The organism is Microvirga soli, assembly GCF_016734765.1.
GTDB classification, from domain to species: Bacteria; Pseudomonadota; Alphaproteobacteria; order Rhizobiales; family Beijerinckiaceae; genus Microvirga; species Microvirga soli.
In genome coordinates, this window is the sequence record NZ_JAERQE010000053.1 from 1 (window position 1) to 21230 (window position 21230).

The 21230-nt window shown below is 62.2% G+C and carries 23 protein-coding genes, 3 tRNA genes and 1 pseudogene; 7 read left to right on the forward strand and 20 right to left on the reverse strand.

Annotated features, from left to right (window positions below; translation table 11 throughout):
• Positions 1-73 precede the first annotated feature (73 nt).
• The 5 genes and pseudogenes from JKL45_RS25005 to JKL45_RS25025 all read right to left on the reverse strand — a co-directional run.
• A pseudogene (locus tag JKL45_RS25005) lies at positions 74-889 on the reverse strand (SPL family radical SAM protein); the annotation flags it as partial.
• 93 nt (positions 890-982) lie between these two features.
• The gene (locus JKL45_RS25010; protein WP_201864517.1) at positions 983-1732 is read right to left on the reverse strand and encodes an SDR family NAD(P)-dependent oxidoreductase; all 750 of its coding nucleotides are present in this window, start codon (positions 1730-1732) and stop codon (positions 983-985) included.
• Positions 1733-1843: 111 nt separating this feature from the next.
• Complete coding sequence (locus JKL45_RS25015; protein ID WP_201864518.1) at positions 1844-3079, reverse strand: NAD(P)/FAD-dependent oxidoreductase; 1236 nt, start codon at positions 3077-3079, stop codon at positions 1844-1846.
• 27 nt (positions 3080-3106) lie between these two features.
• Complete coding sequence (locus JKL45_RS25020; RefSeq protein WP_201864519.1) at positions 3107-4123, reverse strand: 4-hydroxyproline epimerase; 1017 nt, start codon at positions 4121-4123, stop codon at positions 3107-3109.
• 73 nt (positions 4124-4196) lie between these two features.
• Entirely contained in the window at positions 4197-5126 is a 930-nt protein-coding gene (locus JKL45_RS25025; protein ID WP_201864520.1) for a dihydrodipicolinate synthase family protein, read from the reverse strand.
• 98 nt (positions 5127-5224) lie between these two features.
• Between JKL45_RS25025 and JKL45_RS25030 the strand changes: the two genes are divergently transcribed.
• On the forward strand, positions 5225-5944 hold the full coding sequence (locus JKL45_RS25030) for a GntR family transcriptional regulator (RefSeq protein ID WP_201864521.1): 720 nt from the start codon (positions 5225-5227) through the stop codon (positions 5942-5944).
• 9 nt (positions 5945-5953) lie between these two features.
• Here JKL45_RS25030 and JKL45_RS25035 read toward each other — a convergent pair whose 3' ends face one another.
• Positions 5954-6649, reverse strand: a complete 696-nt coding sequence (locus JKL45_RS25035; RefSeq protein ID WP_201864522.1) for a TVP38/TMEM64 family protein — start codon at positions 6647-6649, stop codon at positions 5954-5956.
• 202 nt (positions 6650-6851) lie between these two features.
• Here JKL45_RS25035 and JKL45_RS25040 point away from each other — a divergent pair, with 202 nt between their 5' ends.
• Positions 6852-7571, forward strand: a complete 720-nt coding sequence (locus JKL45_RS25040; protein WP_201864523.1) for a Crp/Fnr family transcriptional regulator — start codon at positions 6852-6854, stop codon at positions 7569-7571.
• A gap of 59 nt (positions 7572-7630) precedes the next feature.
• Here the strand turns inward: JKL45_RS25040 and JKL45_RS25045 are convergent.
• The 7 genes from JKL45_RS25045 to JKL45_RS25075 all read right to left on the reverse strand — a co-directional run bounded on the left by JKL45_RS25045 (position 7631) and on the right by JKL45_RS25075 (position 11320).
• Positions 7631-7707: transfer RNA gene (locus tag JKL45_RS25045), tRNA-Arg, on the reverse strand.
• Positions 7708-7726: 19 nt separating this feature from the next.
• Complete coding sequence (locus JKL45_RS25050; protein ID WP_201864524.1) at positions 7727-8032, reverse strand: ETC complex I subunit; 306 nt, start codon at positions 8030-8032, stop codon at positions 7727-7729.
• Positions 8033-8068: 36 nt separating this feature from the next.
• A tRNA-Pro gene (locus tag JKL45_RS25055) sits at positions 8069-8145 on the reverse strand.
• Positions 8146-8913: 768 nt separating this feature from the next.
• Positions 8914-9312 (reverse strand): hypothetical protein, encoded by a 399-nt coding sequence (locus JKL45_RS25060; protein WP_201864525.1) that lies wholly within the window; start codon positions 9310-9312, stop codon positions 8914-8916.
• A 37-nt stretch (positions 9313-9349) separates the two neighbouring features.
• Positions 9350-9817, reverse strand: coding sequence for a DUF192 domain-containing protein (locus tag JKL45_RS25065; protein WP_201864526.1), 468 nt, complete (start codon positions 9815-9817; stop codon positions 9350-9352).
• On the reverse strand, positions 9817-10437 hold the full coding sequence (locus tag JKL45_RS25070; protein WP_210345888.1) for a cold-shock protein: 621 nt from the start codon (positions 10435-10437) through the stop codon (positions 9817-9819). Before JKL45_RS25070 ends, JKL45_RS25065 begins: the two co-directional genes overlap by 1 nt.
• Positions 10438-10564: 127 nt before the next feature.
• Positions 10565-11320 carry an SIR2 family NAD-dependent protein deacylase gene (locus JKL45_RS25075; RefSeq protein ID WP_246498931.1) on the reverse strand — a complete coding sequence of 252 codons (756 nt, stop codon included), beginning with the start codon at positions 11318-11320 and terminating at the stop codon, positions 10565-10567.
• 46 nt (positions 11321-11366) lie between these two features.
• Between JKL45_RS25075 and JKL45_RS25080 the strand changes: the two genes are divergently transcribed.
• From JKL45_RS25080 to JKL45_RS25095, 4 genes are all read left to right on the forward strand, one after another.
• Positions 11367-12359, forward strand: a complete 993-nt coding sequence (locus tag JKL45_RS25080; protein WP_201864527.1) for an acetyltransferase domain-containing protein — start codon at positions 11367-11369, stop codon at positions 12357-12359.
• A gap of 164 nt (positions 12360-12523) precedes the next feature.
• Entirely contained in the window at positions 12524-12799 is a 276-nt protein-coding gene (locus tag JKL45_RS25085) for a hypothetical protein (protein WP_201864528.1), read from the forward strand.
• Positions 12800-12891: 92 nt separating this feature from the next.
• Positions 12892-13518, forward strand: coding sequence for a 2-dehydro-3-deoxy-6-phosphogalactonate aldolase (locus JKL45_RS25090; protein WP_201864529.1), 627 nt, complete (start codon positions 12892-12894; stop codon positions 13516-13518).
• Between the two features lie 95 nt (positions 13519-13613).
• A complete protein-coding gene (locus JKL45_RS25095; RefSeq protein ID WP_036352564.1) occupies positions 13614-13871 on the forward strand; it encodes a hypothetical protein in 258 nt (85 codons plus the stop codon).
• A 51-nt stretch (positions 13872-13922) separates the two neighbouring features.
• Here JKL45_RS25095 and JKL45_RS25100 read toward each other — a convergent pair whose 3' ends face one another.
• The gene (locus tag JKL45_RS25100; RefSeq protein ID WP_201864530.1) at positions 13923-14147 is read right to left on the reverse strand and encodes a DUF6894 family protein; all 225 of its coding nucleotides are present in this window, start codon (positions 14145-14147) and stop codon (positions 13923-13925) included.
• 192 nt (positions 14148-14339) lie between these two features.
• Between JKL45_RS25100 and JKL45_RS25105 the strand changes: the two genes are divergently transcribed.
• Positions 14340-14642: a hypothetical protein gene (locus tag JKL45_RS25105; RefSeq protein ID WP_201864531.1), complete on the forward strand. Its 303-nt coding sequence runs from the start codon at positions 14340-14342 to the stop codon at positions 14640-14642.
• Positions 14643-14912: 270 nt separating this feature from the next.
• Here JKL45_RS25105 and JKL45_RS25110 read toward each other — a convergent pair.
• The 6 genes from JKL45_RS25110 to JKL45_RS25135 form a co-directional block, all read right to left on the reverse strand.
• Positions 14913-14987, reverse strand: a tRNA-Glu gene (locus JKL45_RS25110).
• A gap of 78 nt (positions 14988-15065) precedes the next feature.
• On the reverse strand, positions 15066-16877 hold the full coding sequence (gene recJ / locus JKL45_RS25115) for a single-stranded-DNA-specific exonuclease RecJ (RefSeq protein WP_201864532.1): 1812 nt from the start codon (positions 16875-16877) through the stop codon (positions 15066-15068).
• A 79-nt stretch (positions 16878-16956) separates the two neighbouring features.
• A complete protein-coding gene (locus tag JKL45_RS25120) occupies positions 16957-17421 on the reverse strand; it encodes a GNAT family N-acetyltransferase (RefSeq protein ID WP_312897033.1) in 465 nt (154 codons plus the stop codon).
• A gap of 92 nt (positions 17422-17513) precedes the next feature.
• Positions 17514-18512 carry a class II fructose-bisphosphatase gene (gene glpX / locus JKL45_RS25125; RefSeq protein WP_201864534.1) on the reverse strand — a complete coding sequence of 333 codons (999 nt, stop codon included), beginning with the start codon at positions 18510-18512 and terminating at the stop codon, positions 17514-17516.
• 56 nt (positions 18513-18568) lie between these two features.
• Complete coding sequence (locus JKL45_RS25130; RefSeq protein WP_201864535.1) at positions 18569-19891, reverse strand: homoserine dehydrogenase; 1323 nt, start codon at positions 19889-19891, stop codon at positions 18569-18571.
• Positions 19892-20002: 111 nt separating this feature from the next.
• Positions 20003-21223: an LL-diaminopimelate aminotransferase gene (locus JKL45_RS25135; RefSeq protein WP_201864536.1), complete on the reverse strand. Its 1221-nt coding sequence runs from the start codon at positions 21221-21223 to the stop codon at positions 20003-20005.
• Positions 21224-21230 lie beyond the last annotated feature (7 nt).

A 21230-nucleotide genomic window follows, 5' to 3' on the forward strand; every position in this document is an offset into this window, starting at 1 on the left:
CAAAATCGAAGGCGGTGATGCGCCTGATATCCCAATCGTCTCAACGAGATCGGGATTCTTCACGGACGACTAAGTAGGCCTCGCGCCAGTTCTCGACGGGCATGATCGGTGCAATCGTCAGGCCGACCCGGTAGCCGGCCAGGGCTGCCAATCGCATGGCATTCAGTCGCGCCGCAACGGATGCGGTGCCACCCTCGAAGCGAGCCGCCGGCTTCGCGTTGACGGAAAAGCGGATCCGCGTGCGCCGCCCATGCGCGATCCCGAGCAGAGGCTGGACCGCGTCGTACTTGGTGGTGAAGCGAAGCTGCACAGGAGCTTGCCAGGATCCGAAATGGGCGATTGCTGCGGCAAGGGAGCCGGTGAGGTGCTCGATCCCTAGAGGATCGGTGTAGCAGGATGCCTCGAACGTGGTGCCCTCATGCATCCGGTCAACGGAGCGGGACGTTACGGCTCCCCTGCCAGCATAATCCGCCAGACTGCCCAGGATCTCAGGGAGGTTAGCGTAAACCCTCGTGACCGGAGGACCGGAAAGCGAACCTGCGAGGTAGCAGTACTGGCAATGGGCTGGGCAGCCTTCTGCCAGATCGACCCGCCAGTCCGCGCTCGGCGGGATCGGCTGCAGACGAAGCTTGCCCGGAGACGCCACGACAACGGCGAGCGTGGTCTTGGCATTCACATAGCTCTGCCGCTCGTTGTCGCCCGCTAAGCCCACTAGACGATTGCTTGTCAGCTCGACGATCTCGGAACCCATTGAAGCCGCACGTTCCAGAATGCCGCGGCCATGCTCCCACTCGAGAGCCGCCGGTGTTACAAGCACGCGCTTGGGCCGCCAAAGCTTGGGCGCAATGCTCTCCCTCCTGTTGTCCAGGATCGATTCCGAGACGTTCAAAGTGGCTTCTCCTACCATCGAGGGAACGCCGGCCCGGAATGCGGGATCCGTCCAAGGCAATCTGCCACAGCCAGTAAGATTGTTCGAAGAACGCTAGAATGGGATGGGCTGGCCATCCCAGGCGAAGAACCCTCCGCTGTCCGCAGCCGACAGGTCATTCAGTACACTAAGCAGCCGCCCGGCTGCATAGGCTGGAGTGAAAAGCCTTCCATCCTCGACTCCACCCTGGAAGGGCTGGCTCAAAGCCGTATCGACCGTGCCAGGGTGAAGGGCGACACAGATCGCGTCGGGCTTCTGGCGCCTCAGCTCGACCGCGAGGGTGCGCGTGAGCTGGTTGAGGGCAGCCTTCGAGGCGCGATAGCCGTACCATCCACCAAGCCGGTTGTCCTGGATGCTGCCCACCCGGGCCGAAATCACGGCGAAGACGCTCTTCCCCGTCTTTGGCAAGAGGGGGAGCATGTGCTTGGCGACAAGTGCGGGGCCGGTCGCATTGACGCGAAAGCTCCTGGCCAGGAGCTCTGGATCGAGACTGCGATAGGTTTTCTCGGGCTGATGGCCTGCGGCATGGAGTAGTCCGGTCACTACAAGAATAAGACGCAACGGCGCCCCATCCCGGAGTCCTTCGGCCGCGGCGGCGATGCTGGGCTCATGCTCAATGTCGATGACACCCGTTCGTATGCCATGATATCCGACGCTGAGGCCGCCTCGCGACAGGGCTTGGACCGCCTCTAAACCCTCACCGGCCAGTAGCCTCGTGACAGCTTGTCCGATTCCTCCCTGGGCGCCGATCACAGCAGCCTGTGCGGGGCGCTCAAGACTGCTCAATAGCTTCGATGAGTTCATGAGAATCCCGACAAGAGTGCGCTCGATTATGTGCGGCACTTCCTGTGCAGGAAAAGACCCTTCCTTCCGGTTCGTGCCTCTGCTCCAGAATTTGTGAGCGAGGCGTTCGGATCAGAAGCGTTGTGCGGAGAATGGGCTCTCGTCGACGGACCCTGGGCGCCCCTCAATGATGCCTGCCACCATCTGGGCTGTCACGGCAGCCTGGGTCAGGCCATAATGCCCATGACCGAAGGCGTAGATCACGCGCCTGTCCTTTCCGGCCGGTCCGATCACCGGCAGGGAATCCGGGATCGAGGGGCGGAAGCCCATCCAGCGCTTTGCAGCCGGCTCGGATTTGAGATGAGGCAGGAAGCGGGTCAGGCGCTGCACCATGGCATCGGTTCGGCTGTGGTTGGGCGCGGCCTCAATCCCTGCGAATTCGACCGCGCCGCCGACCCTGTCACCCGTGTCGAGCGGCGTCGTGACGAAGCCCTCGCCCTCGAACATAATCGGCCGTCCGATCCCGAACGTGCCCTTCGGATAAGTCGCGTTGTAGCCTCTTTCGGTGTGGAGCGGGATCCGGTCGCCCAGTTGAGCGGCCAAGGCACGCGACCAGATCCCGGCCGCGACAACCACTTGATCGACTCCCAGAGCCGGGCAGGATCCATCCGTATGCACACGAATGGCCCCGTCCTGCAGCTCGATTCTGGAGGCATGCGCCCCCACAAGCATCGCACCTCGCTCCAGAGCCAGCCGCAGTAGGTCAGCGGCCAGAACAGCCGGATCGGACACATGGCACGCATCGGGATAAAGCACGGCGGCTTCCACGTCGTGGAGTGCCGGCTCCAACTTTGCGAGTTCTTGGGGCTGCAGTATTTCCGCCCCAATCCCAAAGCCGCGCTGACGTTCAATAATATCCTGCGATCGAAGGAAATCGGCCCGATGCCTCCATACGGACAGGATGCCGTTCTCCCTCAGATGCCCGTCCAATGCGAGAGACGACAGAAGGCTCCTCCAGGCTGGCAGCGCCTCCGCATTGATGGAGCGGATCGCCCCGATGCTGGCCTTGATGCGCGCAGGTGACGAAGCTAGCAGAAAGCGCGCCAGCCAAGGCGCGAGATGGGGCAGGTAGCCGGGCCGGATGGTGAGCGGCCCGAGCGGGTCCATGAGCCAGCGCGGCAGGTTCCGCCAAGCCTTTGGCGAGGCGAGCGGCATGACATCGGTATGGGCGATCCAACCCGCATTGCCGTCGGTCGGCCGCCCCTGCTTGGCGCCGGGCTCGACCAGAACGACCTCATGGCCCCTGTCGAGCAAGGCGTGCGCGGTCGCAAGCCCCACGATGCCTGCGCCGATGATCGCAACCCGCATGGTTTGTCCCTACAACAGGCTTGAGGTCTAGCGGCTCTGGTCGACGACCTGGAAGCCGTTGGCGAAAGGATCCCGGTCGTCGATGAAGATGGTGTTGAACCCGGTCACCCGCGCCCAGCCTTCGATCGACGGGATAATCGCGTCCCGGTCGCCCACCTTCGTGCGCCCTTCGATGCGTCCCGTGAAGGTCGAACCGATGATGCTCTCGTGGACAAAGGCATCGCCTTCGCTCAGGGCTCCGTGGGCGGCAAGATGTGCCATGCGGGCGGAGGTGCCCGTGCCGCAGGGCGAGCGGTCGATGGCTTTGTCGCCGTAGAACACCGCATTGCGCGCGGTGCCGCCCGGATTCTGGGCCTTCCCAGCCCAGAGAACATGCGTCAGGCGGTTGATCGCCGGGTTCCCGGGATGCGCGATCTTGTAGCGCGCGTTGAATGCTTCTCGCAGCTTTGGGCTCCAGCGCAGGATATCGGACGGGTTCACGTCGGCAAGATCCGAATAGAGCGCCTGCGATTCCACGATGGCGTAGAAGTTGCCGCCATAGGCCACATCGACAATGAGGTGCCCGAGTCCCTCGACCTCGACCTCGTAGCCGGTGCCATAGAGGAAGGATGGAATGTTGGTGATGCGCACCCGCTCCACAAAGGGACCGTTCTGCTCGTAGCGCGCCTCGACCACGCCTGCCGGCGTATCGAGCCGCAACAGGCCCGGCGTCTTCGGATGGATGAGGCCGTTCTCGAGCGCGATGGTCACCGTGCCGATTGTACCGTGGCCGCACATGGGCAGGCAGCCCGAGGTCTCGATGAACAGGATACCCACGTCGCAGTCCGGCCGAGTGGGCGGGTAGAGGATCGAGCCTGACATCATGTCGTGGCCGCGCGGCTCGAACATCAGGCCAGTCCGGATCCAGTCGTATTCCGCCAGGAAGTGCTGGCGGCGCTCGAACATGGTGTCCCCTTTGAGCTGGGGAATGCTGCCCCCGCCTACAACGCGGACCGGGTTGCCGCAGGTATGACCGTCGATGCAGAAGAAGGTGTGGCGCGCCATGGCCTCACTCGCTGTTCAAAGAGTTCTTGTCGAAGACGAAAGGCGGCGCGTGACCGCACCGCCTCGGGTTTGATCAGGCAGCGGACCGCAAGCCCACGTCCGGCAGCTTTGGGCGGTTCTCGAGCGCCTTGTCCATGACAGCTTCGACGTGGGCGCGGTCCGCTCCTTCGAGAGCCAGACGCGGCGGGCGGGTGAGAGCCGAGCCGCGGCCCATGATCTCCTCGCACAGCTTGATGCACTGCACGAGGTCCGGGCGGGCATCGAGATGCAGGAGCGGCATGAACCATTCGTAGAGCGCCCTCGCCTCCTCATAGCGGCCGGCCTTAGCCAGGCGGAACAGGGTCTCGCCCTCCTGCGGGAAGGCATTTGACATGCCGGAGATCCAGCCCGCGGCGCCGAGCATGACGCTCTCGACCACGACATCGTCGAGGCCTGCGAACAGGACGAAGCGGTCGCCCACCATGTTCTTGGTGTCGATGAAGCGCCGCGTATCGCCGGACGAGTCCTTGAAGCACACGACGGTCTCACAATCGGCCAGCGAGGCCAGGATGTCGGGCGTCACGTCGTTCTTGTAGATCGGCGGGTTGTTGTAGACCATCACCGGCAGGTCGGTGGCCTTGGCAACGCCACGGAAATGGGCGGCGGTCTCATGTGGCTTCGAGGAATAGACCAGGGCCGGCATGACCATCACGCCATCGACGCCGACCCGTGCCGCCTCTTTGGCGACTTCGGAGGCGAACTGTGTTGTGAACTCGGCAATGCCCGCAATCACCGGCACCCGGCCGCGGGACACGCTCTTGGCGGTCTCCATCACGGCCACCTTCTCCGAGCGGCTGAGCGATGTGTTCTCACCCACCGTGCCGCAGACGATGAGGCCGGAAACGCCGTCGCGGATCAGGCCGTCCAGCACCTTGGCCGTTGCATCGAGATCGAGGTCAAAGTTCGATTTGAACTGGGTCGTAACCGCGGGAAAGACGCCTTCCCAACCGATTTTGTTCGCCATTGTGAGACTGCTCCGGATGGTGGATTGATGTTCCGTACTGTAGATTGTATAAAATCTACGCTGTCAAGCGAACCCTGCCCTCCTGCTCCATGAGTTTGATGACAAATCGAGTTGCACCATCATCGAAGCCCGTTCAGAAGACCTTCCTGCACCGGACCATCTCCGCCTCGGTGGCAGAGGAGTTACGCCGTCGCATCGTGGACGGCGAGTTCCAGGCTGGTTTTCAGCTCCGCCAGGAGGCTCTGGCCGTGGAGTTCGGAGTGAGCCGGATTCCGGTCCGAGAGGCTTTGATGCAGCTAGAGGCCGAGGGGCTCGTGAAGATCCACCCTCACCGGGGTGCTATCGTGTCGGCGCTCTCACCGCAGGAAGTCGAGGAACTGTTCGAGCTTCGGGCTCTGCTCGAGCCGCGCCTGCTCAAGGCCTCGGCTCCACAACTGTCGGAGGACGATTACCGGCGACTGAGGGGTATCTTGAAAGAATACAGCTCGGAGCTTCACGCCATGCAGGTGAGCCGCTGGGGTGAGCTGAACCGGGAATTCCATATGGTTCTGTACCAGCATGCGGGTCAGCCGCGCTCACTGGCCATCGTGGCGAATCTGCTGCAGGAATGCGACCGGCATACCCGGCTTCAGCTTGCTCTGACAGACGGCCGCGCAAGGGCGGAGGCCGAACATGACGAGTTGCTCCGTCTGTGTATCGATGGAGACATCGCGGCGGCGTGCAAGCTCCTTAGGACCCACATCGAAGGGGCTGGAAAGTCGCTCTTGAAGTACATCCACGAGCATCAAAAAGACCCTGAGGCTGCCGAGAGCGCCTAGCAGAGCAGACTATGCGGGCTCGGTCTGCTGCTTCATGCGGATCTTCGCCTGACGCGTCATCCAGACCGTCAGGACGGTAGTTGCCACGAGCCCGATGGTGAGCAGAATCCAGTTCATCACTCCTGCGCTCCCTTCGGCAGCCGTGCGGCCGATCACGCCGATCCACACGTTCTGGATTATCCCGGGCACAATCCCGATGGCGGTCGCCAACAGAAAAGAACGCAGCCGAACGCCGGTGACGCCGAAGGCGTAGTTCTCGACGGCAAAGGGCGTGACCGGTGTCAGCCTGGCCAGCACGATGGTCTTGAACGTCTCCTCATGGGCAACCGTGTCGACAGCTTTCATGGCCGGATGCCTGTCAAGGAACCGTTTGACCCGGTCACGGGCAAGGTAGCGGCTGATGAGGAAGGAGATCAGGGCTGCCGTCATGCCGCCGAAGAAGCAGATCGCGAGCGCCCACCAGCCATAGGCAACCGCCACTGCAAGCGTCAGCGGCACACCTGGGACGAGCAGGATCGTGCAGATTACGTAGGCGATGCAGACCAGCACGACGCCCAACGTCCCCAGCCCTTGCGCCCAACGGCTGAACCCCTGGAGCCACTGATCCATAGGCAGCAGGAACCACGCGGCGATGAGGGCGACGAAGCCGATCACAGAGGCGGCGGCAAGCCAGATGAATTTTCGATTGTCGGAGGAGGTTGGCAAGGAAGCGGCTTCTCGGTTGAACGTAGCCAAACGCCCGATCCTTCATGGCGTTCCTGAGCAGCACAGACCAACGTTAAGGTAAGCTGCTCCCCTGAGACCGAGCATAACTGGCCAGCCTCTCTGAATTGCCGCCCATCATGACTTTCTTTGTAGATAGGGAGAGCGGTACCATCCTGTTTCCGAACGGACATGAGACTTGGCGATGACAGGTTATCCTCCCAATCGACTTCTGGCGATCCTGGCTCCTGAAGACCTCGGATGGCTGGAGTCGCAGCTCGAATGCATCCAGCTCTCGCAAGGCGAGGTACTCGCCGAGGAGGGTGAGCCTCTCCAACACACCTACTTCCCTCAATCCGCTGTTGTGTCTCTCGTTCGAACATTGAAAGACGGCCAGGTCGTCGAGATGGCCACATTTGGCCGTGAAGGCTTGGTGGGCTTGGCATTCGAGGGCATCCCGATTCAATCTTTCGGCCGCTATATGGTGCAGATTCCCGGCTCGGCCCTGCGCATCGATACGGCGAGCCTGCACAGAGCATCGGAAAAGCGACCGGCCATCCGGGGCATGATCCTTCACTATACCGAGCTCCTGATGTCCCTGACTCTGAGATCGGTCGCGTGTAATGCAGTCCACAGTGTCGAGGCACGGGCTGGCCGGTGGATCATCGCGACCTGCGACCGCGTAAGCCGTCAGAACATTCCTCTCACGCACGAGTTCTTGGCAGAGATGCTCGGCGTCCAGCGCTCGACGGTGAGCACGATCCTGCACAATTTTCAGACTAGGGGCCTCATTCGCCAAGGGCGCGGAAGCATTACGGTCGTTGACCGTACCGGCCTGCAACAGGCAGCATGTGAGTGCTACGGCGCCTTGCGTGAGAAATATGAAAAGCTGCTGCCAGTTGCTGGAGAATCCACCCGCCTCTAGCCGGAGGGCTGCCGGCAAGGTCTAGAACAACAGAGATCCGCCGGTAAACGTCGTGAAAATGGCGACTCCGGTAGGGCTCGAACCTACGACCTGCCGCTTAGAAGGCGGCTGCTCTATCCAGCTGAGCTACGGAGCCGTCCGGTGGCGACCTTGAATTAATGGGTCCAGGGGCCGACGCGGTTGAACTTGAAATTATCGGAATAGGAGATCGTCCGCCGCTTGATCTCTTGCGGCTCCTCGACCCGGTAGGCGATGCCTTCCCGCTCTGCATAAGCCATGGCCTCTTCCTTCGAATCGAACCAAAGGCGGAGTTGCTGGCGGGTATCGCCCGAGCTGGTCCAGCCCATCAGGGGCTCAATCTCGCGGGGCTTGTCCTGCTCGAAAACGAGAAGCCACTGCTTCGTCCGGGCCATGCCGGACTGAGTTGCAGACTTGGCGGGCTTGTAAATCCGTGCAGGCATCGGTTTTGGACTCTCTCCAAGACTCTTCCGTGATGATGGTCGGGGCGGCAGGATTTGAACCCGCGACCCTCTGCTCCCAAAGCAGATGCGCTACCAGACTGCGCTACACCCCGATATCTTCAACAGCTTGGTTTCTCTATCGATTTGAGAACCCCTGTGCAAGCCCTACAGTTCCTCATCCAGACCTCCTGTGAAACCACAGCGCCAGCAGAGCAATATGTTAGTCGCGTGAAACGCTCTCGAAGGGTCACGCAGGAGAGGTGGTGCCCAACAAGGATCGGCAGCGAGCTTTCAACTCATATGGAAACGACAAGTGCATTCCTAATACCAAGAAAGTATTCATTCTTTGATTATAGGAAAAAGGGCCGCGCCCTGCCTTTCATCGACAGTGTTCGCGACCCTCCCGGCCCGTATTGCCTCTACGGGAAAGGCCTCACTAGGTTAACGCGTATGCATAATCAACCCATATTCGTTCATAGATGAACTTTTAAATTGGATACGATATCGTGTTAAATCATTGGCTCATCTTGTTGTTTTTAGTTCTGCCCCAATGAGGACACGATCATATTCCATCTCTGTCGGAACCGGCCTTCTTTGCCCCTACGGGCCGGATACTTAAGCGTCCATGTATCGGCATGGGCGCTTTCTTTTTTGCGGATCACCCGAAGGCCAGCATGATCGTGATCAGGGCCCCAAGGGCGACGACGCCAATGGCAAAGCCTGCGACAGTCAGGGCGTTTTTGCGGTCTCGGCGGTCCATGGGGGCTCCTTCGTTCAGGATCTGCCCTGCCAACGCGGAACAGGCGCGAATGTCCCCCGCGAATGGCTGCAGCAGCAGGCTGAGGCTGCGTAAGGAAACGCTACCTTGCCCTAGCAGGGCGTCACGGCATGGCGCTGAGTGTGCATTGCTGCTCCTTGGCCGTCACGTCGTCGGTGATCATCCAATGGATGATCTTCTCGTCCTCATCGATCTCAAGCACCATTTCGAGAACTGAACTCTCCGCATAGACCCCAAAGAAACCGAAGCGACGCGCTCCCCAGGATGGAAGGCTGAAACGGTCGATCTCATGGGTGAGGCCATGGCAGCGCGCCAGGGTCAGGCGCAGGTCATCTAAGGTGTACTTTGCCTGCAGAGTTGGGGCTAGGAGCTCGCGCAGCGCAGCGGCATCCCTCGCGTTATAAACCCGCAGGAGGTTCTTTGAGACATTGATCACCGCATGAGGGCCGACCTGGGCGACCGCCATGTCCGTCAGCAGGAAGCTGGCCAGGACAGCGGCCATTCGCAAGAGGCTGCCGGACACCCCTGCCCGCTCCGTCTCAGCGTTTGAAGATGGGGTGTTCCACTCGGTCGCCGGGCTTGATGCCCAGCTTTGCCGTCATGCCGGCATTCAGCTCGAGAACGGCCAGAACCGGCTCGCCGGATGGAATGGTGCGGGTCGACAGAGGCTCAGTGTTGGCAGCGATCCGGGCGATCGTCCCATCGGGCCGGATGAACAGCATGTCGAGGGACAGGTAGGTGTTCTGCATCCACATGGACACGGCCTCGACACGCCCGAAATCGAACAGCATGCCTTGATCCGCCGGCATGGTGCGCCGGTACATCAGTCCCTGTGCCCGGTCCGCATCATTGCGGGCAACTTCGACCCGGAAGGACTGCTTCTGTCCAGATTGGCTGGCGATGGACAGGGTCTCAAGCGCCTGCGCGTAAACCGCACCGGCCAAAGCGGCGACGAAGCCGAGAGCCGGGAAAACCGGCCGGAACCGCTGCAGCACGGATCGTCTCATCAATGAGAGTGCGGCAGGGCCATCTCGGCCAGACGAACCTCGGCAGCCATCAGGCCCTTTGAACCATCGCCGAACCGCACGAAGACCTGCTCGCCGGGCTTCAGCTCGGCAATGCCGTAGCGGCGAAGGGTTTCCATGTGGACGAAGATGTCCGGCTTGCCCTCGCCTTGTGTGAGGAAGCCGAAGCCGCGCAGGCGGTTGAACCACTTTACGACGGCAGGCTCCAGTCCGCTGGTCGGCACGACCTGAACATGGGTGCGCGGCAGCGGAAGCTCGGACGGGTGAAGTGCCGTCGACTCGTCAAGGGACAGGATGCGGAAGGCTTGCAGGCCCCGGGGACGCTGAACGGCCTCGACAACGATCCGGGCGCCTTCATTGGCGGCCTGATAGCCGTCGCGACGCAGGCAGGTCACGTGAAGCAGAACATCCGGCATGCCGTTGTCAGGGATTATGAAGCCGAACCCCTTGGCCACATCGAACCACTTGATGCGACCGCTGACCTGGATAAGGTCGAGAGCGCCCTCCTCAGAGCCCGGCTGAGAGACCTCGCGGCGCCCATGATCGAAGGAAGGATTCTCCTCATGGAGACTGAAAGAATTGGAGCCGTAATCGCTAGTCATGAAATAACCCAAACTCGAATCATGAACCCGATTCTTAAAAAGAGGATAACATCGTCCTGAATCAGGGGAAGCCAGAAACACACCTCATCTCATAATGAAATTTTCAAGACGCCGCATGTTCTTGAAGTTACGAAATAAATTTTGAGAAGACTTCGCCGATTTCCGCATGGATCACCAAATCGGCGGCCTTGTCGAGGTGCGTCGGCTCCCGATTGACGATAGCGAGACGGGCCCCGTTCTCCTTGGCGAAGGCCGGAAACGCAGCCGCGGGAAAGACCGCCAGCGATGATCCGGCTACGAGAAACAGGTCGCAGCCGGCGGAAAGCCTCTGCGCCCGCCGCATCGGTTCTTCCGGCATAGCCTGCCCGAACGAGATGGTCGCCGATTTGAGAATGCCACCGCAAACGATGCATTCCGGCGGATCGCCGTTTCTCTCGAAATGGTATCTCACCCAGTCAAGCTCATGCCGGCGACCGCAGGACAGGCATTTGGCGTAGGTCCCATTGCCGTGCAGTTCGATGACCTGATCCTCAGCCAAGCCCGACGCCTGATGGAGCCCGTCGATGTTCTGGGTGATGACGGCAGGCATTCGCCCCGAGGCAACAAGGGACGCAAAGCCGATGTGACCGGCGCTTGGGCAAGCTCCGCGGTAAAGATCGTCCATGGTGAACTTGCGCCGCCATGCCTCCCTGCGCGCCTTCGGGTTTTCGAGAAAGAGCTCGAATGAGATCGGCTTGTTGCGCATCCAGGGGCTATCCGGCGAACGGAAGTCGGGAATGCCGCTCTCCGTCGAGATTCCGGCTCCCGTGAAGCCGGCCACGATCCGGGCCTCTTGAATCATGTCCTGCAATATGGCGATTGAAGGGGTAAGGCTATCGGTCATGTCTGTTCATCTAAGACTGGAAGACCAGGAAGGAACGCCCCCGCCCATGAGACATTCGGATGTGAAGGCCAGCTCCCTCCTGTCTCAATCGATTGCGGTTCAACGGTGGGACGTCATCGACGTCGCCCGCGGCCTCGCGATCCTGGCAATGATCGTCTACCACTTCAGCTGGGACCTGAGCTTCCTGCAACTCATCGAGACCAATATCCTTCAGGTTCCAGCCTGGCGCTGGTTCGCGCGTTGCATCGCAGGCTCATTTCTCATGCTTTCGGGCCTTGGTCTCGTGCTGGCTCATGCGAAGGGCTTTCATGGCGGGGCCTTCCTGAAGCGTCTTTTGAAGGTGGGCGGCGCAGCTCTCGCAGTCACCATTGCGACGTACTTCGCCTTCCCTGACAGCTATATCTTCTTCGGCATTCTTCACTGCATCGCCGTCTCGGGTGTGCTGGCCCTGCCCTTCCTGAGGCTGCACCCGATCGTCACTCTGGCCGCCGGAATCCTCTGCCTTGTGGCGCCGCATCTTCTCACGAGTCCCGCTCTCGACGCCCCATGGCTCGACTGGCTCGGCCTTGGAGCGGCTGATCCTGTGACCAACGATTATGTGCCGATCTTCCCCTGGTTCGGCCTTGTGCTGCTTGGGGTGGCGGCAGGCCGGCTTCTCTTGGCGCGCCAAGAGACCATGAGCCTTGCCGGCTGGCGTTCCAAAGGCCTTTCCTCGCGGCTGCTGATCTGGGCCGGGCGCAAGAGTCTGCCGATCTACCTCACCCACCAGATCATCCTGCTGGCCATCCTCTATGGCGTGCTGCAGATCGTCGGTCCCAACCGCATGGCCGAGGCGCAGCCCTTCATGATCCAGTGCGAAGCCACCTGCCTGCAGAATGCGCAGCCCCAGACCTGCCGGACTCTGTGCTCCTGCACTGTCGAAACACTGCGCCAGACGGACCTCTGGCAGAAGGTGCTGAACAATACCACGACGCCCGAAGACCAGACGCGCATCTCACGCGCCGCTCAGCAGTGCCTGCGCCAAAGCCCGCCATCCTAGTGACGTCTCGTCGCTTCCTCTGCGGTAGGAAGAAAGAAAATAGTCATATTTCATACTGATTCACGTATTTTGTGACAGAAGCTCATTGCTTATTTATATCATTTCGATATCGGGTGGAGAACAAGACTCATAGTTCCGCTACGGAATCACCTAAGGATCCTCCTGTGACCCTTCCCGTGAAGGCAGATGTCGCCCAGCATGTCATCGCGCTCTGCCGGTCAATCGATGGGAATAACATGACCCCCATCGCCATAGACGTATCGCTGACGCGCACCCTTGCATTCGATTCACTCAAGCTCATGCAGTTCTTTGCAGGCATCGAGCAGTTGTATCCCGGCATCGCGCTCGAGGATTGGTTCATCGAACACAGCAGCGATGGGCGGGATACCCTCAGCAGCGCCGTCGCCTACATGACTCAGTTCTTGGCGCCCAACCCTTGAGAGGTTGAAACCAGCCCAGCCCCTGTCCAACTACTAGCGGCGGGCTGACAGCCGGTGTCCTGTGACCCGGCCGCACCCATGGGAGGCGAATTGTGCTGCGCGATTATCTGGCTGAACTCCCTCTCATCGCGATCCTGCGCGGCCTGAAACCAGAAAACGCCGAGGCCGTCGGCCATGCTCTGGTCGAGGCTGGCTTTCGCATCATCGAGGTACCGCTCAACTCGCCCGAACCCTTCCGCAGCATCGAGATTCTCGCCAGAACCATGCCCCGGAACGTGCTCGTTGGCGCCGGCACGGTTCTTGATCCCCAGCAGGTGAACGGCATCCGGGATGTGGGCGGCCGGCTGATCGTCATGCCTCATGCGGACCTCGACGTCATCAGGCGAGCCAAGGAGCAGGATCTCATCTGCACCCCCGGTGTAGCGACACCGACCGAGGCCTTTGCGGCGCTCCAGGCCGGAGCCGACGCCATCAAGATTTTCCCCGCCGAGGCCATCCCGCCTTCCGTCGTAAAAGCCTGGCGAGCCGTGCTGCCGAAGGACGCCATCGTTGTACCGGTCGGCGGCATCAAGCCCGATAATATGAAGCCTTATGTGGACGCGGGCGCCAACGGGTTCGGGCTCGGCTCGGCACTGTTCACGCCAGCCATGCCCGTGGAGGAGATTGGCCGGAAAGCCCGGGATTTCGCCACGGCTTGGCAGGCCCTCAGAACAGCTTAAGCTCTTCCGCGACTGCTGTCCTGAAACATCGGGCAGGAACCCCTGAGAGCGAAAGCCGTTCTCAGGAAGAGATGCCCCTTTGTTGGAGTTTCACGATGAAAAAGACGGCTTTGATCCTCGCAGCCTCGCTTCTGAGCACGGCTGCATTCGCTCAGGACACCACGACGACCATCAAGAAGGAAGAAGGTCTCCTAGGCAGCAAGACCACCATTGAGCGCTCCACGGAGCCGAGCACCACGTCCTCGACGTCGGTGACGACCTCCACGACCGGAAGCGTCGGCTGCACGTCGGAGACCAAGCAGAAGACCGACGAGTTCGGCGACACCACGACCAAGAAGAAAGTCGAGTGCTAAACCGCCCTCACACTTACCTCAGCAGAGCCCGGTCCACACCGGGCTCTTCTTTTACCGGCTCCGGCCGCCGCGAAAGAACGGAACGGTCAGCAGGCGCCGTCCCGTTTCGTCCGTGATCTCAAGTTCGATATTGCCTGCATCGGCGAGCTCGTCGCGAAGCTCCTCGACCGTTGCGAGTGCTTCGGCCTTGGCCGCATCGAGATCGGGAAGTTCAACGCCTTCCTCGTCCTCATCGACGTCGTGACCGTCCCGGATGTTGAAGAAATAGCGGGGCATGGTTCCAGCTTCATCCTGATCTGTGGCGGGAAAAACGCCGCCGGCGGCGGCAGGTTCAACCGAGAGCCTTGTGCCTCCTATACACATTCCTGTCCTGGACAACAGCGGCATCGAAACGGTGGAGCTTTTTTCTTGGTAGCGCGTTGATCCGCACGCCAAGGGCCAGTGCGGGCCAACCGTAGAGCGAAAACCATGATCCGTTCGTCCCTTGCCCCGCTCGCGGCCTTGGCTGCTTTGACGGCCATCGGCACATCCCCGGCCAGCGCCCAATCGGCTTGCGGCCCTCGCGAGCAGCTCGTCAAGATTCTGGCAGACCAGTACAAGGAAGACCCGGTCGGCATAGGCTTGTCCCAGCCCGGGCAGGTTCTGGAAGTCTTCGCGTCCTCAAACGGCTCCTGGACCATGGTCATGACCATGCCGGATGGAAAAGCCTGCATGATCGCCGCCGGCGACAACTGGGAGATGGTCACCAAGGTGAAGGGTAATCCTGTTTGAGGATCGCCATGCCTCCGGTGTGGTTGACTGAAGCCGGAGCTCGCGGATTTTTCTTCGGTATCGATGGCCTGCACATCGGCTTTTGCCCGCCGCCTGCCATTCCATGACGTGTGCCGTGGGAAGCAATGCGCGGCGTTGTTCAAGCAGGCACCAAGCTTCGAACCTACGATATCGGAGGCGGGTTCAGGCGGCGCTGCGCTTCTTGAGATACCAAGCGCAAAAGTGCCGTTAGGCCTTTGAGAAGAATGTGATTTTTGGAATGAAAATCTGTGGCGCGCCCTAGGGGAGTCGAACCCCTCTCTCCAGCGTGAAAGGCTGGCGTCCTAACCGATAGACGAAGGGCGCGGGTCATTCGGGGCAGTGCCGCCGAAGTGGGCGAACCTATAGATGGGTTCGTGATGCATCGCAAGCACCCGATTTCAATTATTCGGGCCTTGCGGCATCCGCGATGCGAAGCTCGGCTTTTTCCGCGCCACCCCATCGGTCGATGGAGAGCGTGCCCGCCACATGAAGAGGGTTTCCGATGGCCTGGGACAGGACGTTACCGAGGGGCTGGCCCGCGGCTCGGAAGGCGATCCCGCCGATGAAGCTGCCGTCACCGCCGCGAAGCTTCACCCGCAGATGACCGCCGCTGCCGACCTCCCTGGCCTCAACCACCCGATGCTGCGGGAACACGAACATCGGCTCGGGCTGGCCCTGACCGAACGGCCCCGCCCGCTCCAGCGCCGTCACGACGGCAGGCTGAGCGCCGCCGGCGGTCAGGCTCGCATCGATGGCAAAATTGTCCCGCAGACGCATGGCGCTCACCGGTTCGGAGAGCCTTTCGGTGACGAAGTCGAGGAATCTCTGGAGGTCCGTGGCCTGGATCGTCACGCCGGCCGCCATGGTGTGGCCGCCGCCCTTGATGGCAAGCCCGGCATCCACGGCTGCCCGTACGGCGTAGCCCAGATCCACGCCGGGCACGGACCGGCCTGAGCCGGTAGCCGTTCCGTCTTGGTTGAGGGTGAAAGCAAAGGCAGGACGGCGGAATCGCTCCTTGGTGCGGGCGGAGATCAGGCCGACGACGCCGGGATGCCATTCTGCCGAGGCGGTCACGAGGACAGGCAGATCCGGCATGCGCTCGAGAGCCATCATAGCCTGAGCCTCGGCCTCTGCGACCGCCACGACCTCGATGGCCTGCCGATCCCGGTTCAGCCGGTCCAGTTCAGCGGCTAAACGGCCGGCCTGGACCGGGTCCTCGGTCAAGAGAAGCTTTGAGCCCAAGGCGGCATCGCCGATGCGCCCGCCGGCATTGATGCGAGGGCCGACGAGATAGCCGAGATGCCAGCTCTCCGGGGCTCCTGCGAGCCCAGCGGTGTCGAGGAGCGCCGCCAGCCCCACCCGGCGGCGGCTTCTCATGATCGCGAGCCCCTGGCGCACGAAGGCGCGGTTGAGACCGAGGAGCGGCACCACGTCGGCCACCGTGGCAAGCGCCACGAGGTCGAGGCTGCCCATCAGGTCGGGCTCGGGCCGGCCGTCGAAGAACCCGCGTGAGCGCAGGGTGCGGTTGAGAGCGACGAGGGTCAGAAAAACTACGCCCGCTGCGCAGAGATGGCCAAGGCCCGACAGGTCGTCCTGACGGTTTGGGTTCACGATGGCGAGCGCATCCGGCAGCTGCTCGGGGGCCTGGTGGTGGTCGATCACAAGAGGATCAAGGCCAAGGCGGCGGGCCTCGGCCAGGGGCTCTATGCTGGCGGTGCCGCAATCGACGGTGACTAGAACGTCGGCACCCTGCTCCTTCAGGGCTCGGATTGCATCCACGTTCGGGCCATAGCCCTCCGTAATCCGATCAGGGATGTGAATGGCGTATTCCACCCCGCAGGCGCGCAGGTATTCGGCAAGCAGTGCTGCACTGCAGGCGCCGTCCACGTCATAATCGCCGAAGATCGCCACCTTTTCACCCCGCACCACCGCATCCGCGAGGCGGGAGGCGGCGGCCTCCATGTCGGTGAGCTTGTGCGGGTCAGGCATGAGATCCCGGAGGCGCGGGTTCAGGAAACCGTCCGTCTCGTGGATGCCTACGCCACGGCCGGCGAGCACGCGGGCGAGGACGTCGGGCAGGCCGTGGGTCTGGGCGATGGCGAGCGCAATGGTGCTCTGGGCGGCATCGCATCGCTCGACCCAGGTGCGCCCGAGGGCGGAATTGGCGACGCCCAGAAATGGTTTGGGCAGGTGAAGAGGAGATGATTCGGTCACGGCGGGAGTCTTAACCCCGAATTGTGGTCAAAGCACCTTCCTCAGATCGTCGCCCTCGGGCGCGAGCACCAGGGGTAAATCAGCCCAGCAGATGCCGATATTGGATGAAGCCGCTGCGGGAGGCGACCTTCTCGTAAAGCGCCTGGGCCGTTGTGTTGGTTTCGTGGGTCAGCCAATAGACGCGACTCGCCCCATCCCCTCTTGCCTTTTCATAGACGGCTTCGATCAAGGCGCGGCCTGCACCGTGCCCCCGCGATTCCTCAGCCGTGAACAAGTCCTGAAGGTAGCAGTAATTGCCCGTCGTCCAAGTAGAGCGGTGATAGATGTAGTGCACGATGCCGACGATCCTGCCATCGAGAACGGCAGCGAGGCCGTACATGGGCTCCGCCGGATCATTGAGCCGCCGCCACGTCTCGCCCGTGACCTCTGCAGGCAATGAGGATTTGTAGAACGTCAGGTATCCTTGCCAGAGAGGCTCCCAGGCCTGCCGATCATCGGGATGGAAGGGACGGATCTGGATGGAAGACGTGCTCAGCTGCTCCACGATCATGCCTCTTCAAGTTTCGACAGTTCGGTCCCGGAAACGTAAATGGCCGGGACAAGCCCGGCCATGATGCTGGAAGGTTCTGAACAGAATTAATCCAGGTGGAACTTCGCCAGCTCCCGGTGCTCGCCGTAGATGCGGCGAACGGTGCCGGTGGCCGAGCGGTAGACCACGGTTTCCGTGGTGATCACGTCCCTGCCAAAATGAACGCCCTTGATCAGCGCGCCATCCGTCACGCCGGTTGCCGCCACAATGACGTCGCCACGAGCGAGGTCGGTCATATCGTACTTCCGGTTGGGATCCGTCACGCCCATCTGCAGAGCACGAGAGCGCTTCTCCTCCGTGTCGAGGATCAGGCGGGCTTGCATCTGGCCGCCGATGCAGCGCAGGGCGCCTGCCGCCAGAACGCCCTCGGGGGCGGCGCCGATACCGAGATAAATGTCGATGCCAGTCTCTTCAGGCTTCGTCGTGAAGATCACGCCGGCCACGTCGCCGTCGGAGATCAGCCGGATGCCGGCGCCGGTCTTGCGGATGGCGGCGATGAGGTCCGCATGGCGCGGACGGTCGAGCACGAGGGCGGTCAGCTCGTTCACCTTCACGCCCTTCGCCTTGGCGAGGTTGTGAAGGTTCTCCTCCGGGCTGGCGTCGAGGTCTACCACGCCGGCAGAATAGCCCGGACCCACGGCGATCTTATGCATGTAGACGTCGGGGGCGGCCAGCAGGGTGCCGGATTCGGCCATGGCCATAACGGCAATGGAGCCGGGCATGTCCTTGGCGCAGAGCGTCGTTCCTTCGAGGGGGTCGACCGCGATGTCGACCTTGGGACCCTGCTTGTTGCCGACGCGCTCGCCGATGAACAGCATCGGGGCCTCGTCGCGCTCTCCTTCGCCGATCACCACCGTGCCGTCGATGGGCAGCTTGTTCAGCTCACGGCGCATGGCATCCACGGCCGCTTGGTCGGCAGCCTTCTCGTTGCCGCGGCCCCGCAGCCCGGCGGAGGCCACCGCCGCGCGCTCGGTGACGCGGACGAGTTCCAGGGTCAGGATGCGCTCGATGATTTGGCCCGGTTGGACGGTAATGCCTTGCGACATGGACGTGTCGTCTCCCTTTATGATGTCGTCGCCGGGCGGTTGAGCCCGGCGCTAGGTTACTCGCGTTCGATGCGGATGACTTGGGGCGGCTCGGCAATAAGACCATCCCCCGTAATTTTTTCCAGGGCCGAGCGGATTGAAGCCTCGCTGGCCGCATAGGTGATGAGCACCAGTGGAACCGGGGCGCCCGAACGGCCGTGCGGATCCTTATTAGCGGCGATTTCCGAGCGCTTCTGGAGAATGCTCTCGAGCGAGATGTCGCCCTCGGCCATGCGTGTCGCCACGCCGGCGGCAACGCCGGGGCGGTCATGGACCGTGAGGCGAATATAGTAGCCGCCCTCGTGGCGCTGCATGGGCGCGCGGGGCGCCTTTTCCAGCTGGTCGATGGGAGCGCCGAAGAGCGGCTGCACATTGCCGGTTGCAACATCGGCGATGTCCGCTACGACGGCGGACGCGGTGGCATCGCCCCCTGCCCCCGGCCCGATCAGGGTGAGCTCGCGGACCGCATCGGCGTCGATGGTGACCGCGTTCGTCACGCCCATGACCTGAGCGATGGAGGACGTGCGGGGCACCATGGTCGGGTGAACGCGCTGCTCGATGCCGGTCTTCGTGCGCTCTGCAACACCCAACAGCTTGATGCGGAAGCCTAGCTCCTTCGCCATGGCGAGGTCGAGCGGAGTGATGGAGGAGATGCCCTCCACATAGATCGCTTCCGCGTCGATCTGCGTGCCGAAGGCAAGGCTGGTGAGGATCGCAAGCTTGTGAGCGGTGTCGAAGCCTTCGACATCGAAGGTCGGATCCGCTTCCGCATAGCCGAGGCGCTGGGCGTCCTTCAGGCATTCCTGGAAGGTCAGGCCCTCCAGCTCCATGCGGGAGAGGATATAATTGCATGTGCCGTTGAGGATGCCGTAGAGGCGCGAGATCCGGTTGGCCGGCATGGCCTCGCGCAGGGTCTTAATGATCGGGATTCCGCCAGCCACCGAGGCCTCGAAGGCGAGCGACACGCCCTTCTCTTCGGCGAGCCTCGCCAGCTCCAGGCCGTGCTTGGCGAGCAACGCCTTGTTGGCCGTCACCACGTGCTTGCCGTGCGAGAGTGCCGTGCGCACGGTCTCCAGCGCCGGCCCGTCCGCGCCGCCGACGAGTTCGACGACGCAATCCACATCGGCCGTGCCGGCAAGCTCCACGGGATTGTCGAACCACGTGAAACGAGCGAGGTCGAAACCCCGGTCCTTGGACCTGTCGCGGGCCGAGACGGCCACCACCTGAACGGGCTTTCCACCCCGCTGGGTGATGGCCTCATTCTGGCGGTCGAGGATGCGAATGACCGATGCGCCGACGGTGCCGAGGCCGGCAATACCGACCCGAAGGGGACGTGTCACGAACAGCAGCTCCTTGAAAATCTTGGGCTGCTTTTACGACCGCCAGGGTTCCATGTCCATGCGGACCGGCACCCCGGTCACAGGGATCGGCATGAATTCCTGCGATAGATGTCAGACCCGCCGAACCATGGGCACCACATTGTGGAGTGTCTGGTCCGCCTGATCGAAGAACTTGCGGATGTTGCGGGCCGCTTGGCGGATGCGCTGCTCGTTCTCCACGAGGGCGATGCGCACGTAATCGTCGCCGTGCTCGCCGAAGCCGATGCCGGGCGCCACCGCCACATCGGCCTTCTCCACCAGGAGCTTGGAGAATTCCAGGCTCCCCATGGAGCGGAATTTCTCGGGGATCTGCACCCAGGCGAACATGGAGGCAGTGGGCACCGGCACGTCCCAACCGGCCTTCGCGAATGAGTCGACCATCACGTCACGGCGGCGCTTGTAGGTGGCGCGCATCTCGCGGATGCAGTCGTCCGGCCCATTGAGAGCGGCGGTGGCTGCCACCTGCACCGGCGTGAAGGCACCGTAATCGAGGTAGGATTTCACCCGGGCGAGAGCCGCCAGGAGCCGCTCGTTGCCCACCGCGAAGCCGATGCGCCAGCCGGCCATGGAGAAGGTCTTGGACATAGAGGTGAACTCCACCGCCACATCCATGGCGCCAGGCACCTGGAGAATCGAGGGCGGCGGGTTGGCCTCGTCGAAATACACTTCGGAGTAAGCAAGGTCCGACAGCAAGATCAGCTCGTGCTTCTTCGCGAAGGCCACGAGGTCCCGGTAGAAGTCGAGGGAGGCCACATAAGCGGTTGGGTTCGACGGATAGCAGACCACGAGCGCCACAGGCTTCGGGATCGAGTGCGCCACGGCCCGCTCGGCGGCGACAAAGAAGTCGGGGGTCGGCTCGGCCGGAACGGACCGGATGACGCCGCCTGCCATGAGGAAGCCGAAGGCGTGAATCGGATAGCTCGGATTCGGCACCAGAATTACATCGCCCGGCTCCGTGATCGCCTGGGCCATGTTGGCGAAGCCTTCCTTGGAGCCCAGCGTCGCCACCACCTGGGTGTCCGGGTTGAGCTTCACGCCGAAGCGACGCTCGTAGTAGCCGGCCTGGGCGCGGCGCAGGCCGCCGATGCCCTTGGAGGCCGAGTAGCGGTCGGTCCGGGGCTTGCCCACGGTCTCGACAAGCTTGTCGATGACATGCTGTGGGGCCTGAAGGTCCGGATTGCCCATTCCGAGATCGATGATATCCGCCCCATTGGCCCGGGCGGCTGCCTTGATCCGGTTGACCTGCTCGAAGACGTAAGGCGGAAGGCGCTTGATCCGGTAGAAATCAGACATGGTTCTC